Raw genomic sequence first — 19,181 nt, 5'->3', positions numbered from 1 at the left:
TTCTGTTAGGCGCTCTTAATGGTTCGCTAACCATGCCCCGCACGAAGGGGGCCGAGACCGGGGAAATCTCCGGGTGTTGGTGAATCGTCAGTAAAGTCGGATCATGCCTGTATCCGAAGGACGGGCTGTATCCCGGCCACGGCCCGAGCATCCGATGGCACAGATCGACAGACATATCGCGGCGGCGGATTGGATCGGTCGATCCAGCATCGACCGGCCGCCCTCCTCCGAGCCCGACAAGAGCGCCGAGATCGGCGATCTCTGGCGCATCCTCACCGTGCGCCGGGCCTGGGTGCTCGGAACCGCCGCGCTGCTCACCTTCATCGCGGTGGCCTACGGCTTCCTCGCACCGCCGCTCTACGCGGCCACGGCCCAGATCCTGATCGACCCGCGCGACAAGCAGATCGTCACCAACGACGTCAATCCCGTCGCCATGGCGCCGGATGGCGGTGTGATGCAGGTGGAGAGCCAGGCGCGGGTGATCGAATCGGATTCGGTCCTGACCCGCGCCGCCCGCGATGCCGGACTGCTCGACGACCCGGATTTCGGCGGCGTCGGCACCGGCTTCCTCAGCTGGACCCTGCGCACCCTCCAGGGCGAAGGCGCCGCACCCGCCACCGATGCCGCCGCCGAGGCCCGGGCCGTCCGCGCCCTGCGGCGCAGGCTCGCGGTGAAGCGCGCCGACAAGGTCTTCGTGGTGGATGTCGTGGTCACCGCGGGCAACCCGGACAAGGCGGCCAGGATCGTCAACGCCATCGCCGCCGCCTACCTCAAGGACCAGACCTCCGCCCGCGCCGACGCGGCCTCGCGGGCCTCGTCCGAGATGGCGTCGCGTCTCGACGACCTGCGCAAGCGCGTCAACGTCGCCGAGAACAAGGTCGAGACGTTCAAGGCCGAGAACGGGTTGATCACGGCGAGCGGCCAGCTCATCAGCGAGCAGCAACTGGCCGAGAGCAACAACCGCATCGTGGCCGCCCGCGCCCGCACGGCGGAGGCGCGCACCCGGCTGCAGCAGATCAAGGACGCGCGCGGGAGTACTGCGTTCGGACCGGACACGGCCCCGGAGGCGATCCAGTCCGCGGTGATCGAGCGCTTGCGCAGCCAGTATGCGGAACTCGCGAGCAAGGAAGCGGATCTGCGCACCCAGCTCGGCAACCGCCACCCCTTCATCGAGGCGGTGCGGACCCAGATGCAGGACGTCAAACGCCTGACCGAGACGGAGCTGACCCGCATCGCCCGCTCCGCCGAGACGGATTACCAGCGCGCCGTCGCCAACGAGAAAGCCCTGACCGCAAATCTCGACGAGCTGAAGCGGGGCTCCATCGTCACCGGCGAAGCCTCCGTGCGCCTGCGTGAGCTCGAACGTGAGGTGGATACCAGCCGGGCCGTCTACAGCAACTTCCTCAACCGCTCGCGCGAGATCCAGGAACAGACCGGCATCGACACCACCAATGCCCGCGTCATCAGCTGGGCCCGTCCGCCCGCCGAGCGGAGCTGGCCCCTGCGCCTCCTGCTGTTCGTCGGCGGCCTCGTCAGCGGCCTCGGCCTCGGGGCCGGCCTCGCCTTCGTGCGCGAATATCTCGATCCCACCGTCCTGTCCCGGCGCCAGATGGAGCGGCTCTCCCACACCTCCGTGGTCGCCACCTATCCGGAGTTCAAGGCGGGAAGCGAGCGTCCGGCCAGCGTCGCCGCGAGCCTGACCCTCGACCGGCTGGCCAGCGTGCGCGGCCAGATCCACCCGCCGGGCCAGGCGTTGAGCGTGCTCGTCACCTCGGCGGCCTCGGATACGGCGGACCGGCGCTCGACGATCCATCTCCTCGCGGCGGTGGCCACGGCGCGCGGCGAGCGCGTGCTCGTGGTCGAGGCGGACCTCGAAGCGACGCCGGAGGAGAACGCCTCCGGCCCCGGCCTCATCGAGGTCCTGCGCGGCGAGGTCGGGATGGCGGCGGCGGCCAAGGCGGATGCGGAGAGCGGTGCCGCGCGGATCGGCATCGGCGATCTCGCCAAGGCCTCGCGCGAGGCCCTGAGCCGGGCCAATATCGAGCAGTTCCTCGCAGCCGCCAAATCGAGCTTCGACCTCATCCTCATCGATGGCGGCGTGCTGACCGGCAACCTGCGGATCGGGCCCCTCGCCGCTGCCAGCGACCGGCTGCTGATCGTGGCGAAAAACGGCGCCACGCGCCAGCGCGACCTCCTCGATATCCTCGACATCTCGGAAGTGCTCGGCAGGCCGGTCTCGGGCAGCCTCTTCGTCGATCGCTACGCGGCGGCGGCGTGACGGGCGGACCATGAGGAGCGCGGTTCATTCCCCGGCCCGAGGACGGAAGGAAGCCGGAGCGGCGTCGCGCAGCCCGATGCCGTTCGGCCTCATCGCCCTCACCGTGCTGATCCTCGGCGTGTCGGGCGGCATGTTGTGGAATGTCGGGATCAATTACGACGGGCTCACCGGCGCGGCGCCGCAGAAGATCCATCCTTCGACCTATCTGGTCATCGTCCTGTTCGGCTGGGCCGCGCTGAAGTCCGGCAACCCGGCGGGCTACCTCGTCTATGCCGTGCAGGTACGGCCGGCAGGAATGCTGCTGGCCGCGTGCAGCATCGGGCTGTTCCTGCACATCGTCCTGCGCAGCGGCCCCGGCATGGCGGGGGCGCTGGACACGTTCCTGCTGCCGGGCCTCTTCGTCGTCCTGCTGGCTGACCGCGACGCGCTCACCTGGAGGCGCCTTGAACTGACGGTTCATGCGGTGCTGCTGGTCAACGCCCTGCTCGGCCTCACGGAATTCGCGACGAAGACCCTGTTCTTCCCATACCGGCTCGACGGTCAGGTCTTCGCAACCGATACGCGCTCGGCCGCACTTCAGGGACACCCCCTCGGCAACGCCACCCTCACGGCCTGCTACGTCCTCGCCCTCATCGGTGGCGGCGGACGCATGACCGCTCCGCAACGGCTCGCGATGATCGGGCTGCAGCTCGCCGCCCTCGTGGCCTTCGGCGGGCGCTCGGCCATGGTGGTGACGCTGATCTTCGGCGGCGGCTACGGTCTCTTCGCCCTGCACAAGGTGCTGAGCGCGGGCCGGATCCCGCTCCTGGCGGCGGCGGCGGGGATCTTCCTGTTCACCCTCGTGCCCCTCGGCATCGGCGGCCTCGCGGCCGGCGGGTTCTTCGACGCGCTGCTCAGCCGGTTCATGGCCGATGGCGGCAGCGCCAATGCCCGCGTGGAAATGCTCGACCTCGTCGCCAGCATCCCCTTCCGCGAATTGCTGGTCGGCCCGGATATGAGCCTCGTGGATTCGCTACGGCGCGTGAGCGGGCTCGAATGGGGCATCGAGAACCCCATCGTCCGGACCCTCGTCTACCAGGGCATCTTCATGACGGTGCTGCTCACCGTAGCGGTGACGCTCTACATGATCGAGCTGGTCCGCCACTGCCGCCCCGGCACGTTCCTGCCCGTCATCGCCTTCGTCATCCTGGTGAACACGTTCGAGGGGATCGGCGGCAAGACCACGCTGCTCGCCAAATTCGCCATCCTCCTCCTCGGCCTGTTCCACGCGGTCAGCGATCGTCCGCCGGGAGGCGCAGACCGAGGGCGGTGACGATGGCGGGATCGAGCCGCTTGGTTGCATCGTCCATCAGCCCCATCCCGTCGAACAGGTTCCAGAACGCCCAGGGGAAACCCTCGGCCTCGGCCGCCTCCCGCACGTCGCGGACGTAGCGCGCCCGGTCCTCCGCATGGGAGGCGACGTAGCGCGCATCGCTGCGCAGGGCCCCGAACTCCCCGAGCACGATGGTCCCTGGGGCGATGCCGTGGCGGCGGCCCCATTCCCCCACCATGGCGAGGTGGCGGGCGAGGTAGCCCTTATCGGGCCGGGCGGCGAAATACTCGCCGAGCTTGGCCTCGGTCAGGGTGTAGGCGTCATGCTTCGCCTCAGCGGACAGGCCGGCATCACCGTCCATCCTGGCCTTCACGGCGGACAGCGTCGACTCGAGGCGACCGGCGGAGGCCGGCCACGGCACCGCGTTGAGGGCGCGGTAGACCGGCTCCCGCATCCAGGGCGCCCCCTGATGGCTGAACAGGTAGGGCTCGTAATAATGGAAGGTGAACAGCAGCGGCGCGAAGCGGGCCAGCGGCGCGGGGTCGAGGGCGGTGAGCCCGGTGATCATGCTGCCGCAGGCGCCGCAGGCCACGAGGGTCAGGCGCGGGGCGACCCGGCGGGCCTCGCCGAGGAGGTCGTCCTGGATCGTCAGCCACGATGCCGCGCCGCATCCCTGCGGCGGCTCGTTGACGGGCTCCAGCGCCAGCCGCTCCGGGGCGATCCCCTCCAGCAGTCGGGCTAGGTCGGAGACGAAGCGGCGATAGGTGGGAAACAGCGGCGCGCCGGGATCGCCGTAGAAATTCTGCGGGTTCCAGTGATGGGTCGCGCCATTGGCCTGCACGTTGACGAGGACCGCGAGATCCGCGCGCAACGCCGCCTCCACCGCGGCCCTGAGGTCGGCCATGAGACGCTCGCGCTCCTCCGGCACGGCGGCGGCGAAGGGGCCGGGATCGACGGGCAGGCGCAGGAAGTCGAACCCGGCCGCTCGCAGACGGGCGAGGTCGCGGCCGGTCGGGACGGGCCGGCCCTCCTGGAACGGCGGCGTCCCGTAATCCGTGCGCGGCGCCGGGAATTCCCGCGTCAGGGAAAACCACGGCCAGGTATTGACGCCGCGCCTCAGGCGGAGCGGCGGCGTGGCGGCGGCGGCCGGGATCCGTACCGCCGTCAAAGCCGCGGCCGCGAGGATCGCCCTGCGCGTGGGCACTGGCCTCACGAAGCGCGATCTCGGCTCTGGCTTCCCATCGCCATCGGGGCCGGGGGGAGATGGGCGGACGAGGTGCCGGAGTGCTTCGACTCCTGGCCCGCCGGCGCGGCGAAGCCCCCGAGGGCCGTCGCCTCCGCCTCGTACTGCTTCAGGATCTCCGACCATTCGAAGCGGTCGGCGGCACGGGCGAGCGAGGCGACACCCGCCCGTCTCGCCACGCCATCGTCCGCGATCAGGGTTTCGATGTGCCGCTCGCAGGCATCCGCATCGGCGAAGTAGAACTGCTCCTCGCCCGCCGTCCCCCGGTTGAACGGATTGTCGTGGGCGATCACCGCGTTGCCGGCCCACAGAGCCTCCACAAGGGACGGGTTGGTGCCGCCCACCGTATGCCCGTGCAGATAGGCCCGCGCATGGAAGCGCAGGGATCTGATCGTCTCGGATTCATAGATGGCGCCGGGAAAGAGCACCTCGTCGCTGGCCGCCTCCCTCACGGCGCGATGATAGGGATTGCTGTCGGAGAGCGTGCCGAGGACCACGAGCCGCATGCCCCGCACCTTGCGCGAGAAGGCGTCGACCATGGTGAGGATGTTGTTGTCGGGCTCGATCCGGGCGATCGACGTCATGTACCGCCCCGGCTTCAGGCCCATGGCCGCGATGGGCGCGGTCGGCGCCGCCGAGATCGGATCGCCGCCATACGGGATGGTGGCGATGGCGGATCGCGGACGGCGCGTGGCCACATGGTCGGCGATGGCGGGATGGTCGGCCACGAGGCGGTGCGAAGACCAGGCGGCGATCCACTCATTGGTCCAGAACCAAGCGCGCACCGCCATGGACCATTTCGGCCGCTTCCACTCGATGCCGTCCATATTGGTGATGATCTTCGCGCCGGAGAGGCGCAGATACGGCAGGAAGACCGCCCCGTTATAGCCGAGGACGAGGCTGACGCCGCCCCGCCTGGCGGCATCGCGCACGCAATGCCAGTCGAAATCCAGGGTCGCCCGCGGGCCGCTGGTGGAGACGGCCACATGGATGAGCTCGACGCCTTGCCAGGTGGTCGTGCGGAAACGCTCGCTCACCGCCTCGACCTCGTCCTGGCAATAGACCGCCACATGCCAGCCGCGCTTCACGAGAAAGAGCGCGAGCTTCTCGGCGAAGGTTTCAAAGCCGCCATGGGATGCGGGAATGCCACGCGTCCCCAGGATCAACAGAGAGGGCTTGTGCGACGGCATCCGAGTCTCCTTTAGCCCCCAACCGTCCCGCGACGGGACACGAGAAACATCTCCAGGCAACCATGCCCCATGATTACACTGGGTGAGGTTCTTGCCCGGTAACGATTGAAAACATCGTGGCATGTCATCTTGGGGCAGTTCAGGTTGGGATTAGGGTCGAGTCGGCATGCGCATCACCTGCGTCCATCAGGGATACGAGCTCTACGGGTCCGACCGCAGCTTCGTTGAGAGCGTGCGGATCTTTCGCGCGGCCTATCCCGCCGCCGTCATTGACGTCGTCCTGCCCCGCACCGGCCCCATCGTGGCCGCCCTCGAAGGCGTTGCTTCGCGGATCGTCTTCGAGCCGCTCTGGATTCTCCGGCGCCGCGACCTACCGCGCCTCGCCACCCTCGGCCTGCTCACGCTGCCGGTGGCGATGCTGCGCGCCTGGCGGCGGCTGCGCGCGAGCGACCTCGTCTACATCAACACCTCGGTGGTGGCGGATTATCTCCTGGCCGCCCGGCTCTGCCCCGGCCGTGCCATCGTGCATGTCCACGAGATCCCTCAGGGCGCCACCCTGAAGCTTCTGCGCGGGCTGATCCGCTGGAGCGGGGCCGACATCGTGTTCAACTCCCGCGCCACCGCGAAGGCCTTCTCGCTGACCTCCAAGGTCGCCATGCGGGTGGTCTATAACGGCATTGCGGGTCCCGAGACGCCGCCGGCCTCGACCTATGACGGCTCGCGTCCCCTGCGCCTGCTGATGCTGGGCCGGATCAGCCGCATCAAGGGACAGGAGATCCTGGTCGAGGCGATCCGCTCGCTGCCGCCGGAGGTGCGCGCGCGGATCGAGGTCCGCATCGTCGGCAGCGCCTTCGAGGATACGGCGCGCGAAGAGGCGCTCGGCCGCCAGATCGCCGATGCGGGGCTCGGCTCGATCATCCGCCTGTCTCCCTTCGTCGACGATCCATCCGATCTCTACCGCTGGGCCGACGTGGTCACGGTGCCGTCGCGCCTGCCGGAATCCCTCGGCCGCGTGGCGATCGAGGCCATGGCCTATGGCCGCCCCCCCGTCGTGTCCCGCATCGGCGGGCTGACGGAGGTGGTCGAGGAGGGGTCGAGCGGCTGGGTCGTCACGCCCGACGATGCGCCGAGCCTCGCCTCCGCCCTGGAGCGGATCGTGACCGATCCGGTTTCCTGGCAGGACTTTCCGGCGGCCGCCCGCGCTCGCTACGCGGCTCTGTTCGGAGAAGCCGCCGCAGCGGAAGGGCTGGTGGCGATGATCCGTGCCCGCATCGGCGGTCGCGCGGGCGTCGATGCCAGCGCCGTCGCGGCGAGCTGAATCGTCATGCACGGTCTGAACCGCCTCGCGCGCCGCTTCATCCTCATGCTGGGGGGCGAAGTCACCCAGAGCGCCTTCCATTTCGGGATCAACATCGTCCTCGCGCGAAGCCTGAGCCCGCACGATTACGGGCGCTTCGCCATCCTCTTCCTCGTGGGAGGGCTGGCGCTCACCTACATCCGGTCGCTGGCCGGGGTACCGGCCACCATCGCGATTCCGCCGCGCGCCGGACGACGCGCGGCGCGCGGGTTCGACGTGACCTTCGGTACGGTGGCGGTCATCCTCTCCGCGACGATCGGGGCCGGGGTCTGCGCGGCGCTGATGGCGACCTCGGACATCAACGCCCTCGCGGGGAGCCTTTTCGTCGGCCTCTGGTCGCTCCGCAGCTATCTCCGCCTCGCGCTCTTCGCCAAGCACCGGCCGGCGATCTCGGGGCTGGGAGACGTGGTCTTCGCCCTCTCGGGCACCGCCTTCACCGTGGCGATGATCCATTTCCAGGGCGCGCCCGGCCTCGACGAGACCCTGTTCGCCCTGGCCTGCGCCAACGGCCTCGGCATCGTCGCATCGCTGGCCCTGCTGCGGGAACCGATCCGGCTCAGCCTCGGCCGCTCGGTGCGCCGCCGCTACGGGGCCATGATCCCGACCCTGTCGTGGTCGCTGGTCAACGTCACCACCGCCAACGTCCAGGGCCAGGGGCAGAGCCTTCTCGTGGCCGCCATCGCGGGGCCGGCCGCCTATGCGCCGATGGCCGCCACCTTCGTGCTGTTCTCCCCCCTGCGGCTCTCGGCATCCGCCCTCATCAACATGGTCCAGCCCGAGGTGGCGGGCCATCTCGCCCGGGGCGAATTCACCCTCGCCCGCCGCTTCGCCTTCATCTGCTCCGGCCTCCTCGGGCTCGGCTGCATCGCCTACGGCGCCATCATCCTCTGGGCGCTCGAACTCATCGAGCACAAGCTGTTCGCCGGCCAGTTCACGGCGGCGCCGATGACGCTGATCGCGGTGGCGGCCTGGGCCATCGTCACGGTCTCGCTCATCCACGCGCCGATGCGGGTGCTGATGGAGACGATGCAGGACTTCCGTCCCCTCTCGGTCATCGCGGGCGTGAGCGTGGGAATCGGCGCCGTCGCCGTGATCGGCCTGCTGCTGGTGGCTCAGCCGGCCTGGTCGCTCTTCGGCGTCCTGTGTTCGGAAGTCGTGGTCCTGGCGGGTTGCCTGTGGATGCTGAAGCCCTGGCGCTCCGTCCTGCCTCGGATGCGGTCCGACCTCGGCCGCGATACCGAGGCGGGGGCCGGCCGATGACCCGCCTCTCCTTCCGCGAGGCTCCTTGCACCATCCATCCCGACACGTCGGATGCGCGCGCGGGTGTGTCTCGCCGCGCAGCGACAGCCAGGACATCCCAGTCATGAGCGTGATCCAAGACGTCCCCGCACCGACGCGCCCCACCTCCCTCGGCGGTTACCAGGCGCGCCTCCACACGACGATGGCGACGGTCGCCCATCTCTGGAGCAGGCTCGAATCCGATGGCACCGCCACGGCCTATCAGCGCCTCGACTGGGCGACGGCCGTCGTCGAGCGCCTGGGCACCGCCTCCAAGGCCGAGCCGGTCATCGTCGAGGTGACCGACGCCAACGGGCGTTCGGTCATGCTGGTGCCGCTGGCACGTCTGCGCCTTCGCGGCTACCGGACGATCACCTGGCTCGATCTCGGCGTCTGCGACTATGCGGCACCGATCCTCGCCCCCGGCATCGACCTCTCCGCCGACGAGATGGCCCAGGCCTGGAGGGCGATCCGCGACGTGCTCCCCAGGGCCGACCTGATCCAGATCAGCCGCATCCCCGACGACGTGACCGGCCGGCCGAATCCCTTCGCCACCCTGCCCGGCTGCAGCCGGATGGACATGCAGGCCTCGGGCGTCGCCATCGAGGGCGACGCCGAGACGCTGCTCGCGCGCCTGTGCCGTCCCAGCACCCTGAAGGACATGGCCAAGCTGCGCCGGCGACTGGAGCGGGCGGGCACCGTCACCTTCGTGGAGGCGCGAAGCGCCGAGGAGATCGACCGGATCTTCGATGCGCTGGTGGAGCAGCGCCGCTCGCGCTTCGCCGAGATCGGCCGGTTCAACCTGCTCTCGCGGCCCGATGTGGAGGCGTTCTACCGTGAGGGCGCCCATCGGGGCCTCGTCGGCGGACCGGTCCGCCTGTTCGGACTGGCGGTCGATGGGGAATGGATCGCCTGCGCCTACGGCCTCGTCCATGGCGGGACCTTCCATGGCATCCTGCTGACCATGGCGGGAGAGGCCTGGCGCAACACCTCGCCGGGCCTCCACATCGTCGCCGAAACCCTGCGCTGGGCCCGCGCCGAGGGACTCGGCTATTTCGATTTCACCGTCGGCGTGATGCCCTACAAATCCGATTTCGGCGTTCAGACCCGTGACCTGAGCGAGCTCTACGAGGTCGTGACCCTGCGCGGCCGCCTGGTGAAACACGCGATCGCCGGAGCCGAGGCCTCGAAGGTCTGGCTGCGCAGCCATCCGGAATGGTTCGCCCGCGCGCAGAAGGCGCGCCGGTGGCTGCGGCGCAAGGTGGCCTGAAACTGCCGCTCCAAGCGCCGGTTGGCCTCCCCGTCCGATGATGCTAGGGAAACGCTTGGTGAGTCTCCGTAGCTCAGCTGGACAGAGCACAGGTTTCCTAAACTTCAATTGGGCGTCGCGAGGGGAAACCACGCGGCGGATCCGCTCAAATTCGGGGAACGCCCACGGCCCGCACGCTTGCTGGTCCGGCCGATCCCGAGCCAAGCCCCGGAGCCATCCGGGGAAGGTGTAGAGACTAGACGGGCGGCGCCTAAAGATCGCGAAGGGTCATTCCCGATCGATCCATGGCGAAGGGATAGTCCAGACCACGAACGCTCCGGCAAGGGGCGGCGGCGGAAGCCGAAGTGGGATGAAACCTGGGGTCGCAGGTTCGAGACCTGCCGGGGACGCCACCATCACCCCATCCTCGACCGATCGCCCGTCTCCCGGCTGAATGCCGGGCAAGGGCGTGGAATAGTGCGGCCGTGCCGTCTTTTTCGGGTTGGGTTGAACAAGGGAACGTGGAAGAAACAGCGACCATAAGAAGCATGAGCGTCGAGGATCTGCCCGAGGGCAAGGTGCGCGGTAAAGCTCATGAGACTGGACGGGATCTGACATGGCTGGGCAAAAGACCGATGCACGCGATGTCCATGTCGGCATGCGCATCGCCGAGCAAAGGAAGAAATCCGCCCTGACCCAGAAACGTGTCGCCCAGAGCTTCGGCATGTCTGCGGCACAACTCCAGAAGTACGAGAAGGGCATCAACCGCATCAGCGCGATCCATCTCGAGATTTTAAGCCGCATGACCGGCATGCCGATCGATTACTTCTTCGATGGCATGAACCGTAGCGACGACGCCCCGCCCCGTGGACTGAGCGAGGCACCCCAGCAGGCCTTCGTACCCCGGGATGGAGCGCAGGCCGCGTGGAGCGGTCTCGTCGATGTCGTCGCCAAGCACGTGACGGAGCATTTCTCGGACGCCAACCGCCGCGAATTCGCCGCCGCCATCCATGCCCTCGACGAGAAGCTGAACGGCTGATCTACAGTATGATTCGTTCGTTTTAGCGGATACGTTCGGTTTGTCATCTTGACCGCCTGAGGAGGGAGTGCCAGAAGCTCTCCGTTCCGAAGACCGGGTCGAACGCTGCCGAGGCGAACCCGAAACCGGGGGGCCTCAGATGCCGCGTTCCAACTACCTGTTCACCAGCGAGTCGGTCTCCGAAGGCCATCCGGACAAGGTCTGCGACCGGATCTCGGACACCATCGTGGATGCCTATATTTCTGCGATGCCGGAAGCTCGCCTCGGGGTCGAGACCCTGGCCACCACCAACCGCATCGTCATCGCGGGCGAGGTGCGCGGCCCGGATTCCGTGACCTTCGAGCACCTGGAGCACCTCACCCGTGAAGCGGTGAAGGACATCGGCTACGAGCAGTCGGGCTTCCACTGGAAGAACAACGACATCGCCATCCACCTGCACGCCCAGTCCGCCGATATCGCGCAGGGCGTGGATTCGTCCGGCAACAAGGACGAGGGTGCCGGCGACCAGGGCATCATGTTCGGCTACGCCTCGGACGAGACGCCCGAGCTGATGCCGGCGCCGATCTACTACGCCCACAAGATCCTCAAGGATCTGGCCGACGCCCGCAAGGGCAAGCAGGGCGATGCGGCCAAGCTCGGCCCCGATGCCAAGAGCCAGGTCACCGTCCGCTACGAGAACGGCCGTCCGGTCGGCGTCACCCAGATCGTGCTGTCCACCCAGCACATCGACGAAACCCTCGATTCCGCCGACGTGCGCGCCATCGTCGAGCCCTACATCCTGGCGGCCCTGCCCCAGGGCTGGGTCGGCGAGGAGACCGTCTGGCACGTCAATCCCACCGGCAAGTTCGTCATCGGCGGCCCGGACGGGGATGCCGGCCTCACCGGCCGCAAGATCATCGTCGACACCTATGGCGGCGCGGCACCGCATGGCGGCGGCGCCTTCTCGGGCAAGGATCCGACCAAGGTCGACCGTTCGGCGGCCTACGCCGCGCGCTACCTCGCCAAGAACGTGGTGGCCGCCGGCCTCGCCACCCGCGCCACGATCCAGCTCGCCTACGCCATCGGCGTCGCCAAGCCGCTCTCGATCTACGTGGACCTGCATGGCACCGGGACCGTCGACGAGGCCAAGCTCGAGACCGTGCTGATGGATGCCCTCGACCTCTCGCCCCGCGGCATCCGCCTCGCCCTCGGCCTCAACAAGCCGATCTACGCCCGCACCTCCGCCTACGGCCATTTCGGCCGCAAGCCCGAGGATGACGGCGGCTTCTCGTGGGAGCGCACCGACCTCGCCGACAAGCTCAAGTCGGCCCTGTCCTGACCCGTGGCGTACGGGCGGGATGAACTCCCGCCCGACGAGGGCGGGACGGCAATCGAGGGCGCGGACCGCGCCTTCTACGGCCGGCGCAAGGGAAAGCGCCTGCGGGCCGGACAGGAGCAACGTCTGGCCGATCTGCTGCCGCGCCTGCGCGTAGCCCTGCCGGCGGAAGGTGCGCGGCTCGACCTGCCCGCGCTTTTCCCCCATCCGGTGGACGAGGTCTGGCTCGAGATCGGGTTCGGCGGCGGCGAGCATCTGGCCGCCCAGGCTACGCGCCACCCGCAGGTCGGCATCATCGGCGCCGAGCCTTTCGTCAACGGCGTCGTCAAGCTGCTGCGGGCCGTGGATGACGGCGACCTCGCCAATGTCCGGATCTGGGACGAGGACGCCACGCAGCTCCTCGCCGCCATTCCGGATGCGAGCCTCGCCCGCGTCTACCTGCTCTATCCCGATCCCTGGCCCAAGCGCCGCCAGCGCAAGCGGCGGTTCGTCTCGGACGAGACACTGGCCGAGATCGCCCGGGTCCTGAAGCCCGGCGGCGTCTTCCGCTTTGCCAGCGACATCGACGATTATGCGGGCTGGACCCTGGTGCGGGCGGCCCGGTGCGACGCCCTCGACTGGACCGCCGAAGCGGCGGCCGATTGGACGCGACCCTTCCCGGAATGGCCGGGTACCCGCTACGAGGCCAAGGCGATCGCGGCCGGCCGTGGTCCGACCTACCTGGAGTTCCGCCGCCTCGGCTGAACGGGTGCGGTCCAGCACTGCTTTTTCGTCGTAAGCCCTTGCGGCGCAGAGCGTTGCGACCTCAGATGCCGAGGCAACGAGCATCCGGGGTTACCGGATCGAGCGATGATGCCCCATACGAGTCCGGGGCGCCGCCGAGTGAGGGTGCGGAGTGGGCAGCGGATCTGATCGAGGATCGCCAGTGCCAGGGGATGCGCGCTCCCCGGCCGACCCCTATCGGCGCGGCTTCGAGGAGGCCGGGATCGGCCTGGTGATCGTCGATCCCGCCACGAATCGCATCTACGATGCCAACCGGTTCCTGACGACCCTGCTCGGATACGAAGCCGGAAGCCTACCGGGCCAACCCGTCACCGTGTTCGGAGACGGTCCCGACGTGCTCTTCGCCGGCATCCGGCGCTGGACCACCACGAGCGGCACGCCCCTGGACGTCCGCATCCGACCTTCGGCGGCCACGGATGAGGGCCACCTTCGAACCTTCGTAGTGGAACGGGTCGACGCCGACGACATCGTGCGCTCGGAGGAGAACCGCGCCGCCCTCACGGCCGCCGGGCTCGGAGAATGGCGGATCGATCTCGCGGACGGACTCCTCAGAGTGTCGCGGCGGGCGGCCCATATCCTCGGCTTCCCTCCCGGTACGTCACTGACCTGGCCGCAGGTCGCTGGCCTGATGGAGGCACCCGAGGTGGAGAGGGTGAAGGCGACCGCCCGTGCGGCGATGCGCGCCGGCACCCCCTTCGCCATCGAGGCCCGCCTGCGTCGCGCGGGCGACGATATCGAGATCCGGGTCAGTGCCAGGGGGCAGGCGATCGGTGCCGTGGGCGACCGGTCCGGAATCGTGGTGGGCGTGCTGCAGGACGTGACGACGCGGGTGGGCGCGCGCGACGCCCTCCGCGAGAGCGAGGAGCGCCTGCGCATCGCCACGTCGCTGGCCGAACTCGGCATCTTCGAATGGCACATGCTGGACGATCAGGCCGTCTGGGAGAACGAGCGCATGTTCGCGATCTTCGGGCGTCGCCCCGAGGAGGGGGCACTCGGTAAGCGCGAATTCCTGAGTACCGTCCTCCATCCCGACGACCGCCCCGCGTTCCGCCGGGCGATCTCGACGGCTCTGCGCGAGGATTCCACCCTTCAGGCCAGCGGCCGCATCCAACGCGCGCATGACGGCGCGTGGCGCATCATCGACATGGCCGGGCGTTTCGAGAGCGACGCCCCCGACCGCCTCCCCCGCAGGCTCATCGGCGTCGTCGCCGACGTGACCGAACGCAGGATCGCCGAAGAGCGGCAGGCCCTGCTGATCCGCGAATTGCACCACCGGGTGAAGAACACTCTGGCGACCGTCCAGGCCATCGTCGGCTCCACCGCCCGCACGGCGTCGAGCATCGAGAGTTTCTACGAGGCTTTCGTCGGGCGGATCATGTCGCTCGCCCATACCCATTCGGTCCTCACCGAGGATACCTGGCAGACCGCCTCCCTGCGCAACCTCCTGGAGAACGAGCTCAGACCCTATGGCGACGGTGCCTCGGACGGTCCGGGCGCGAGGCGGATCGTCCTCGACGGGCCACCGGTGGACCTCGCCTCCGAGATCGCGGTCCCGATCGGCATGGCGATCCACGAACTGACCACCAACGCGGCGAAACACGGCGCGCTCTCGACGCAGGAGGGACGGGTCACCATCACCTGGAACGTCACGGAGGATGCGGACGGCAAGACGCTGCATCTCGAATGGTCGGAATCCGATGGGCCCCCGGTGCGACCGCCGACCCGCCAGGGTTTCGGCTCACGCCTGCTGCAGCGCGTGCTCACGGCCCAGGTCCGTGCCGACATCGCCACGAGCTATCCGCCCGAAGGGTTTCGCCTGACCATGACGGCGCCGCTGCCCGCCCGGACCGAGGGGCTGAACCCGCTGGCCTGACGGGAGCGTCACGCCGCGCCGCGGGCGGCCCCCTCTTCGCCGCCCGCCTCGACGAAGGCCTTGAGCTCGTCGAGAGAATCGAAGGTGAACTGGCCGCGCGGCGTATCCGCCTCGATGGAGCCGTTCGAGTACATCACGTACGTGTTGCCACCGGAGGCATAAGTGCCCACCACCGCAAGACCGCCCTTGGCGGGGCTCGCGGCTGGATCGGCTTCCTCGGGCGGCGGCGGCGGGGCGGGCACGGGCTCCGGCGCAGTCTCCGGCTCATCCACGACGGACGATCGCAGGCCCAGGGGCTCCTCCCGATCGGCCTCGCGGGGCGGCGATGGAGGCACCGCGACTGGCGCCGGGGGGGCGTCCGCGACAATGGGCGCGGGCTCCGGTGCCGGAATGACCGTATCGACCATGGCCGTCGGCTTGACCGCCCGCGGCGGCTTGTTCGGCTTGATCCGGCGCGCCGGTGCCGCTTCGGAATCGGGCTCGACCGCGCGGATCGGGCTCTGCCGGGCGTCCTCGACGGGCGGCGGCGGCGGATCGGGCAGGAGATCCGGCAGGAGGGGCGATGCCGGGTCACTGCCGAGGGGCAATGCGGGCGCGGCCTCGTCGGCGAAACGGGGCGGCGACGGGAGCCTCGGCTCGGCGAGCCCCACCGCGCTCGGGCGCTGCCGCCCGGGGGAAACCGCCTCCTCCGCCCCATCGGCCGCGCCGAGCTCCGGCGGCTCGATCCGGCCCCGTGCCTCGAACACCGAAGGATCGACGCCGAGCCCGGCCCCCTGCTCCAACAGGACCCGCTCCAGGCGCTTCAGGTAGGTGGCGACCACGGCAAGGCCGAGGAGGAGCGCGCCGGACGAGGCCGTGGCGGCCCCCGCGATGGTCATCGTCCATCCGCTTTCCAGCCTGACATAGGGAAAGCCCTGGACGACGGAGGCAATGCCGCCGACGATCATGACGACGGCGAGCGCGAACAGCGCGAGGATCATGGAACTCTCTAGATGACGCCTGCACGTAGGAAGTGCGGCGCGCACAGTAAGGCCCGGCCCGGGTTTTGCAAAATCGATCGGCAAGGAAATCCCCGTTCACCGTTCGATACCGGACGCCCGTTGCCCTTGGCGGAGGAGCGACTTAGGTACGAGCGCGTTGGCCGGATGACGGCGCGACCCTCGCATCCCTCGGAGCGAGACCCGCCATCCTGTGCCACCAGACCCGGGAGACCTGCCGATGACCTTCACCCTGCCCGAACTGCCCTACGCCTACGACGCGCTCGGCCCCTACATGTCGAAGGAGACCCTCGAGTTCCACCACGACAAGCACCACAAGGCCTATGTCGATACCGGCAACAAGCTGCTCGAAGGCACGGGTCTCGAAGGCAAGACCGTCGAGGAGATCGTCACGGCGTCCTACGGCACCAACCAGCCGCTGTTCAACAATGCCGGCCAGCACTTCAACCACCTCCACTTCTGGAACTGGATGAAGCCCAATGGCGGCGGCGCGGCCCCGGCGGCCCTGGCCGCGAAGATCGATGAGGATCTCGGCGGCTTCGACAAGTTCAAGGCGGACTTCATCCAGGCTGGCGTCAGCCAGTTCGGCTCGGGCTGGGCGTGGCTCGCGGTCAAGGACGGCAAGCTCGCGATCCTCAAGACCCCCAACGGCGAGAACCCGCTGGTGCATGGCGCCAAGCCGATCCTCGGCGTCGACGTGTGGGAGCACTCCTACTATATCGACTACCGCAACCGCCGCCCCGACTACCTCAAGGCATTCATCGAGAACCTGGTGAACTGGGAATACGTCGAGAAGCTCTACGGCGAAGCCTCGAAGTAAGCTCCGCTCTCACGGTCGCGCCGCGGGTCTTCCGGCCCGCGGCGTTGTCTTACGGAACTGCCCGCATCCATCGAGCCTGACGAGGCAGTCGAAGCGCGGCACTCCTCCCCCTTGTGAGGAGGAGTTGGAGGTGGGGGTGGCTGTGCGACCCGCTGCGGAGCCCGGCGGAACCACCCCCACCCTCGCTCCCTCCCCACAAGGGGGAGGGAAGAACGCGCATCGACGAGGCGTTCCGTTTCCCTCTCTCCGGTCGATTCGCATGATCCGCAGCATCCTCTCCGTCGGCGGCTGGACGCTGGTGTCCCGCGTCACCGGCTTTGCCCGCGACGTGGTGATGGCGGCCGTGCTCGGTGCCGGTCCGGTGGCAGACGCCTTCGTGGTCGCCTTCCGGCTGCCGAACCATTTCCGCGCCATCTTCGGCGAGGGGGCGTTCAACACCGCTTTCGTCCCGGCCTATGCCGGCCTCTCCGAGACCGGCGAGGACGGCGCGGCCAAGCGTTTCGCCACCCGCATCTTCACCCTGATGCTGCTCACGCAGATCGTTCTCCTGGCCGTCGCCCTGCCGGCGATGCCGTGGGTGGTGCGCGCGCTGGCACCGGGTTTCTCGGACGATCCCCTCCGCTTCGATCTGGCCGTTTCGCTGACGCGGATCACCTTCCCCTATCTCCTGTTCATGACCCTGGTGACGCTGCTGTCGGGCATCCTCAATGCCCATCGGCGTTTCGCCGTGGCGGCGGGCGCACCGGTCCTCCTCAACCTCTCGATGCTGGCGGCCCTGGCCCTGGCGGGATTCTTCCCGAACGCCGCCTACGCCGCCGCCTGGGGCGTCTCGGTATCCGGCATCTTGCAGTTCGGCCTCGTCTGGCTCGCCTGCCGGCGCGCGGACATCGCGCCGGGGATGGGCAAGCCGAGCCTGCGCGATCCGGCGATGATGCGGTTCTTCAAGGTCCTCGGACCGGCGGTGATCGGCTCGGCCGGATTTCAGATCGCCTCCTTCGCGGACACGATCATCGCGAGTTTCCTGCCCACCGGCGCGGTCTCGGCCCTCTACTACGCCGACCGGCTGTACCAACTGCCCTTCGGCGTCATCGCCATCGCGGCGGGGACGGTGCTGCTTCCGGAGATGAGCCGGCGGATCGCCAAGGGCGACGTCGCTGGCGCGCATGCGGCGCAGAACCGGGCGGCGGGCTTCTCGCTCGCCCTGTCGGCCCCCTTCACCATCGCCTTCCTCACCCTGCCGGGCCTGATGATGACGGCCCTGTTCCAGCGCGGAGCCTTCCAGGCCGAGGATGCCGCGCGGGCGGCTTCCGTGCTCGCCGCCTACGGCCTCGCGCTCCCCGCCGTGGTGCTGGTGCGCAGCGCGGTGGCGAGCTTCTACGCACGCCAGGACACGATGACGCCGCTCATCGCTTCGCTCGCCTCCATCGCCCTCAACGTCGCGCTCAAGATCGTGCTCACCGGGCCTTACGGCGTGACCGGCCTGGCGCTGGCCACCGCCATCGGCCAGTGGCTCAACCTTGCGCTCCTCGTGGGGCTCGCCTGGCGCCGTGGCTGGACGGCGCCGAGCCGAGGCCTCGGCATCACGATCATCGGCGTGGTCGTCGCCTGCGCCGCCCTCGCCGCCACGGCGATCTACGGCCTCCCGATCGTGGAACGGTCGGTGCCGGCCCTGCCGCATTTCCGCGAGATCGTGGTGCTCGGGCTTCTCGGGCTCGTCGGCGCCCTCGTCTACGCCGCCCTGCTGCTCGGAACCCTGCGGGCCTTCGGCCTGCGCCTGCGCCGGGCCTGATCCTCTCGGGATCAGCGGCCCTGGCAGATCCCGTTCAGGACGCGGTCCAGCGGCTTCTGCCGGTAGGTCCGTTCATTGGGATCGACGATGGGGGCGCCGGCCGCACCCGGCGGAACGGTCTGGCCCGTGGTCGACGTATGAGGCGCCGTGACGGTGGTTTCAGGTCCGCCCCCCGTTCCGGTGACGGCGGCCCGAGCCTCGGGCTGGCCCATGTTTCGGGCTTGCGCGCCTCTTTCGGTATGGAACGCGAAAAACCGGCGATAAATGGCGCAGGTTCCAGAATTAAATTGCTGGCGATACAGGAAGTAGTCTCGTCGGACCGAGCGGCTTTCCGGATCGGGTCGGGCAGTCAAAGGTAATCCGGTCGCGGCAGCCTCGGCGTTACTGTCCGGCTCGCCCCCGCATCGAGGCCGGCTGGCCGGGCAGGCTCAGCCTGAACCCCGTATCGCGCACCGCGTCTCCCTCGACGCGGTAGACGCCGATGGTCCGGTCCACGTAATTGCCGACATAGACATGCGTGCCCGAGGGACTGAAGGCGATGCCCTGTGTCACGCTTCCGGCTTCGGCCTCTCCCGTGCGGCGGACGAGCCCCGACGGATCGATGGTGAGCAGCGCCACCGCCCCGGTCGGGGTGTAGCCGGGGCGGTGGCGCTGCTC

15 protein-coding genes and 1 pseudogene are annotated in these 19,181 nt (G+C 69.0%); 11 read left to right on the top strand and 5 right to left on the bottom strand.

Annotated features, from left to right (window positions below):
* Positions 1-154: 154 nt before the first annotated feature.
* Positions 155-2,278 (top strand): GumC family protein, encoded by a 2,124-nt coding sequence (locus tag MBTS_RS16930; RefSeq protein ID WP_056147760.1) that lies wholly within the window; start codon positions 155-157, stop codon positions 2,276-2,278.
* A 76-nt stretch (positions 2,279-2,354) separates the two neighbouring features.
* Positions 2,355-3,590 carry a VpsF family polysaccharide biosynthesis protein gene (locus MBTS_RS16925; RefSeq protein ID WP_056147761.1) on the top strand — a complete coding sequence of 412 codons (1,236 nt, stop codon included), beginning with the start codon at positions 2,355-2,357 and terminating at the stop codon, positions 3,588-3,590.
* Here MBTS_RS16925 and MBTS_RS16920 read toward each other — a convergent pair.
* Complete coding sequence (locus MBTS_RS16920) at positions 3,550-4,758, bottom strand: glycoside hydrolase family 5 protein (protein ID WP_192216081.1); 1,209 nt, start codon at positions 4,756-4,758, stop codon at positions 3,550-3,552. The two genes, MBTS_RS16925 and MBTS_RS16920, sit on opposite strands and share 41 nt — an antisense overlap.
* A gap of 41 nt (positions 4,759-4,799) precedes the next feature.
* On the bottom strand, positions 4,800-6,023 hold the full coding sequence (locus MBTS_RS16915; RefSeq protein WP_147832788.1) for a DUF1972 domain-containing protein: 1,224 nt from the start codon (positions 6,021-6,023) through the stop codon (positions 4,800-4,802).
* Between the two features lie 166 nt (positions 6,024-6,189).
* Here MBTS_RS16915 and MBTS_RS16910 point away from each other — a divergent pair, with 166 nt between their 5' ends.
* The 7 genes from MBTS_RS16910 to MBTS_RS16880 all read left to right on the top strand — a co-directional run bounded on the left by MBTS_RS16910 (position 6,190) and on the right by MBTS_RS16880 (position 14,917).
* Complete coding sequence (locus tag MBTS_RS16910) at positions 6,190-7,341, top strand: glycosyltransferase (RefSeq protein ID WP_147832789.1); 1,152 nt, start codon at positions 6,190-6,192, stop codon at positions 7,339-7,341.
* A gap of 6 nt (positions 7,342-7,347) precedes the next feature.
* Positions 7,348-8,640, top strand: a complete 1,293-nt coding sequence (locus MBTS_RS16905) for an MATE family efflux transporter (protein ID WP_056147777.1) — start codon at positions 7,348-7,350, stop codon at positions 8,638-8,640.
* Between the two features lie 103 nt (positions 8,641-8,743).
* The gene (locus MBTS_RS16900; protein ID WP_056147781.1) at positions 8,744-9,928 is read left to right on the top strand and encodes a GNAT family N-acetyltransferase; all 1,185 of its coding nucleotides are present in this window, start codon (positions 8,744-8,746) and stop codon (positions 9,926-9,928) included.
* Between the two features lie 595 nt (positions 9,929-10,523).
* Entirely contained in the window at positions 10,524-10,946 is a 423-nt protein-coding gene (locus tag MBTS_RS16895; protein WP_056248423.1) for a helix-turn-helix domain-containing protein, read from the top strand.
* Between the two features lie 139 nt (positions 10,947-11,085).
* Positions 11,086-12,264, top strand: coding sequence for a methionine adenosyltransferase (metK, locus tag MBTS_RS16890; protein ID WP_018041796.1), 1,179 nt, complete (start codon positions 11,086-11,088; stop codon positions 12,262-12,264).
* Positions 12,265-12,267: 3 nt separating this feature from the next.
* Complete coding sequence (trmB, locus tag MBTS_RS16885; RefSeq protein WP_187273453.1) at positions 12,268-13,005, top strand: tRNA (guanosine(46)-N7)-methyltransferase TrmB; 738 nt, start codon at positions 12,268-12,270, stop codon at positions 13,003-13,005.
* 151 nt (positions 13,006-13,156) lie between these two features.
* Entirely contained in the window at positions 13,157-14,917 is a 1,761-nt protein-coding gene (locus MBTS_RS16880) for a sensor histidine kinase (RefSeq protein ID WP_147832790.1), read from the top strand.
* A gap of 8 nt (positions 14,918-14,925) precedes the next feature.
* On the opposite strand, the gene MBTS_RS16875 is transcribed toward MBTS_RS16880, so the two are convergent.
* Entirely contained in the window at positions 14,926-15,897 is a 972-nt protein-coding gene (locus MBTS_RS16875) for a hypothetical protein (RefSeq protein ID WP_056147788.1), read from the bottom strand.
* Between the two features lie 238 nt (positions 15,898-16,135).
* Here MBTS_RS16875 and MBTS_RS16870 point away from each other — a divergent pair, with 238 nt between their 5' ends.
* Positions 16,136-16,735: a superoxide dismutase gene (locus tag MBTS_RS16870; protein ID WP_018041792.1), complete on the top strand. Its 600-nt coding sequence runs from the start codon at positions 16,136-16,138 to the stop codon at positions 16,733-16,735.
* Between the two features lie 259 nt (positions 16,736-16,994).
* Positions 16,995-18,524, top strand: coding sequence for a murein biosynthesis integral membrane protein MurJ (gene murJ / locus MBTS_RS16865; protein ID WP_147832862.1), 1,530 nt, complete (start codon positions 16,995-16,997; stop codon positions 18,522-18,524).
* Positions 18,525-18,535: 11 nt separating this feature from the next.
* On the opposite strand, the gene MBTS_RS16860 is transcribed toward murJ, so the two are convergent.
* Entirely contained in the window at positions 18,536-18,736 is a 201-nt protein-coding gene (locus tag MBTS_RS16860) for a hypothetical protein (RefSeq protein ID WP_147832863.1), read from the bottom strand.
* A gap of 169 nt (positions 18,737-18,905) precedes the next feature.
* Positions 18,906-19,181: pseudogene (locus MBTS_RS16855) on the bottom strand (YncE family protein); the annotation flags it as partial.

This window comes from Methylobacterium bullatum (genome assembly GCF_014845095.1).
GTDB lineage: Bacteria > Pseudomonadota > Alphaproteobacteria > Rhizobiales > Beijerinckiaceae > Methylobacterium > Methylobacterium bullatum.
Note: the sequence above shows the minus strand (reverse complement) of the source record. Positions and strands in the feature narration are given on the sequence as shown.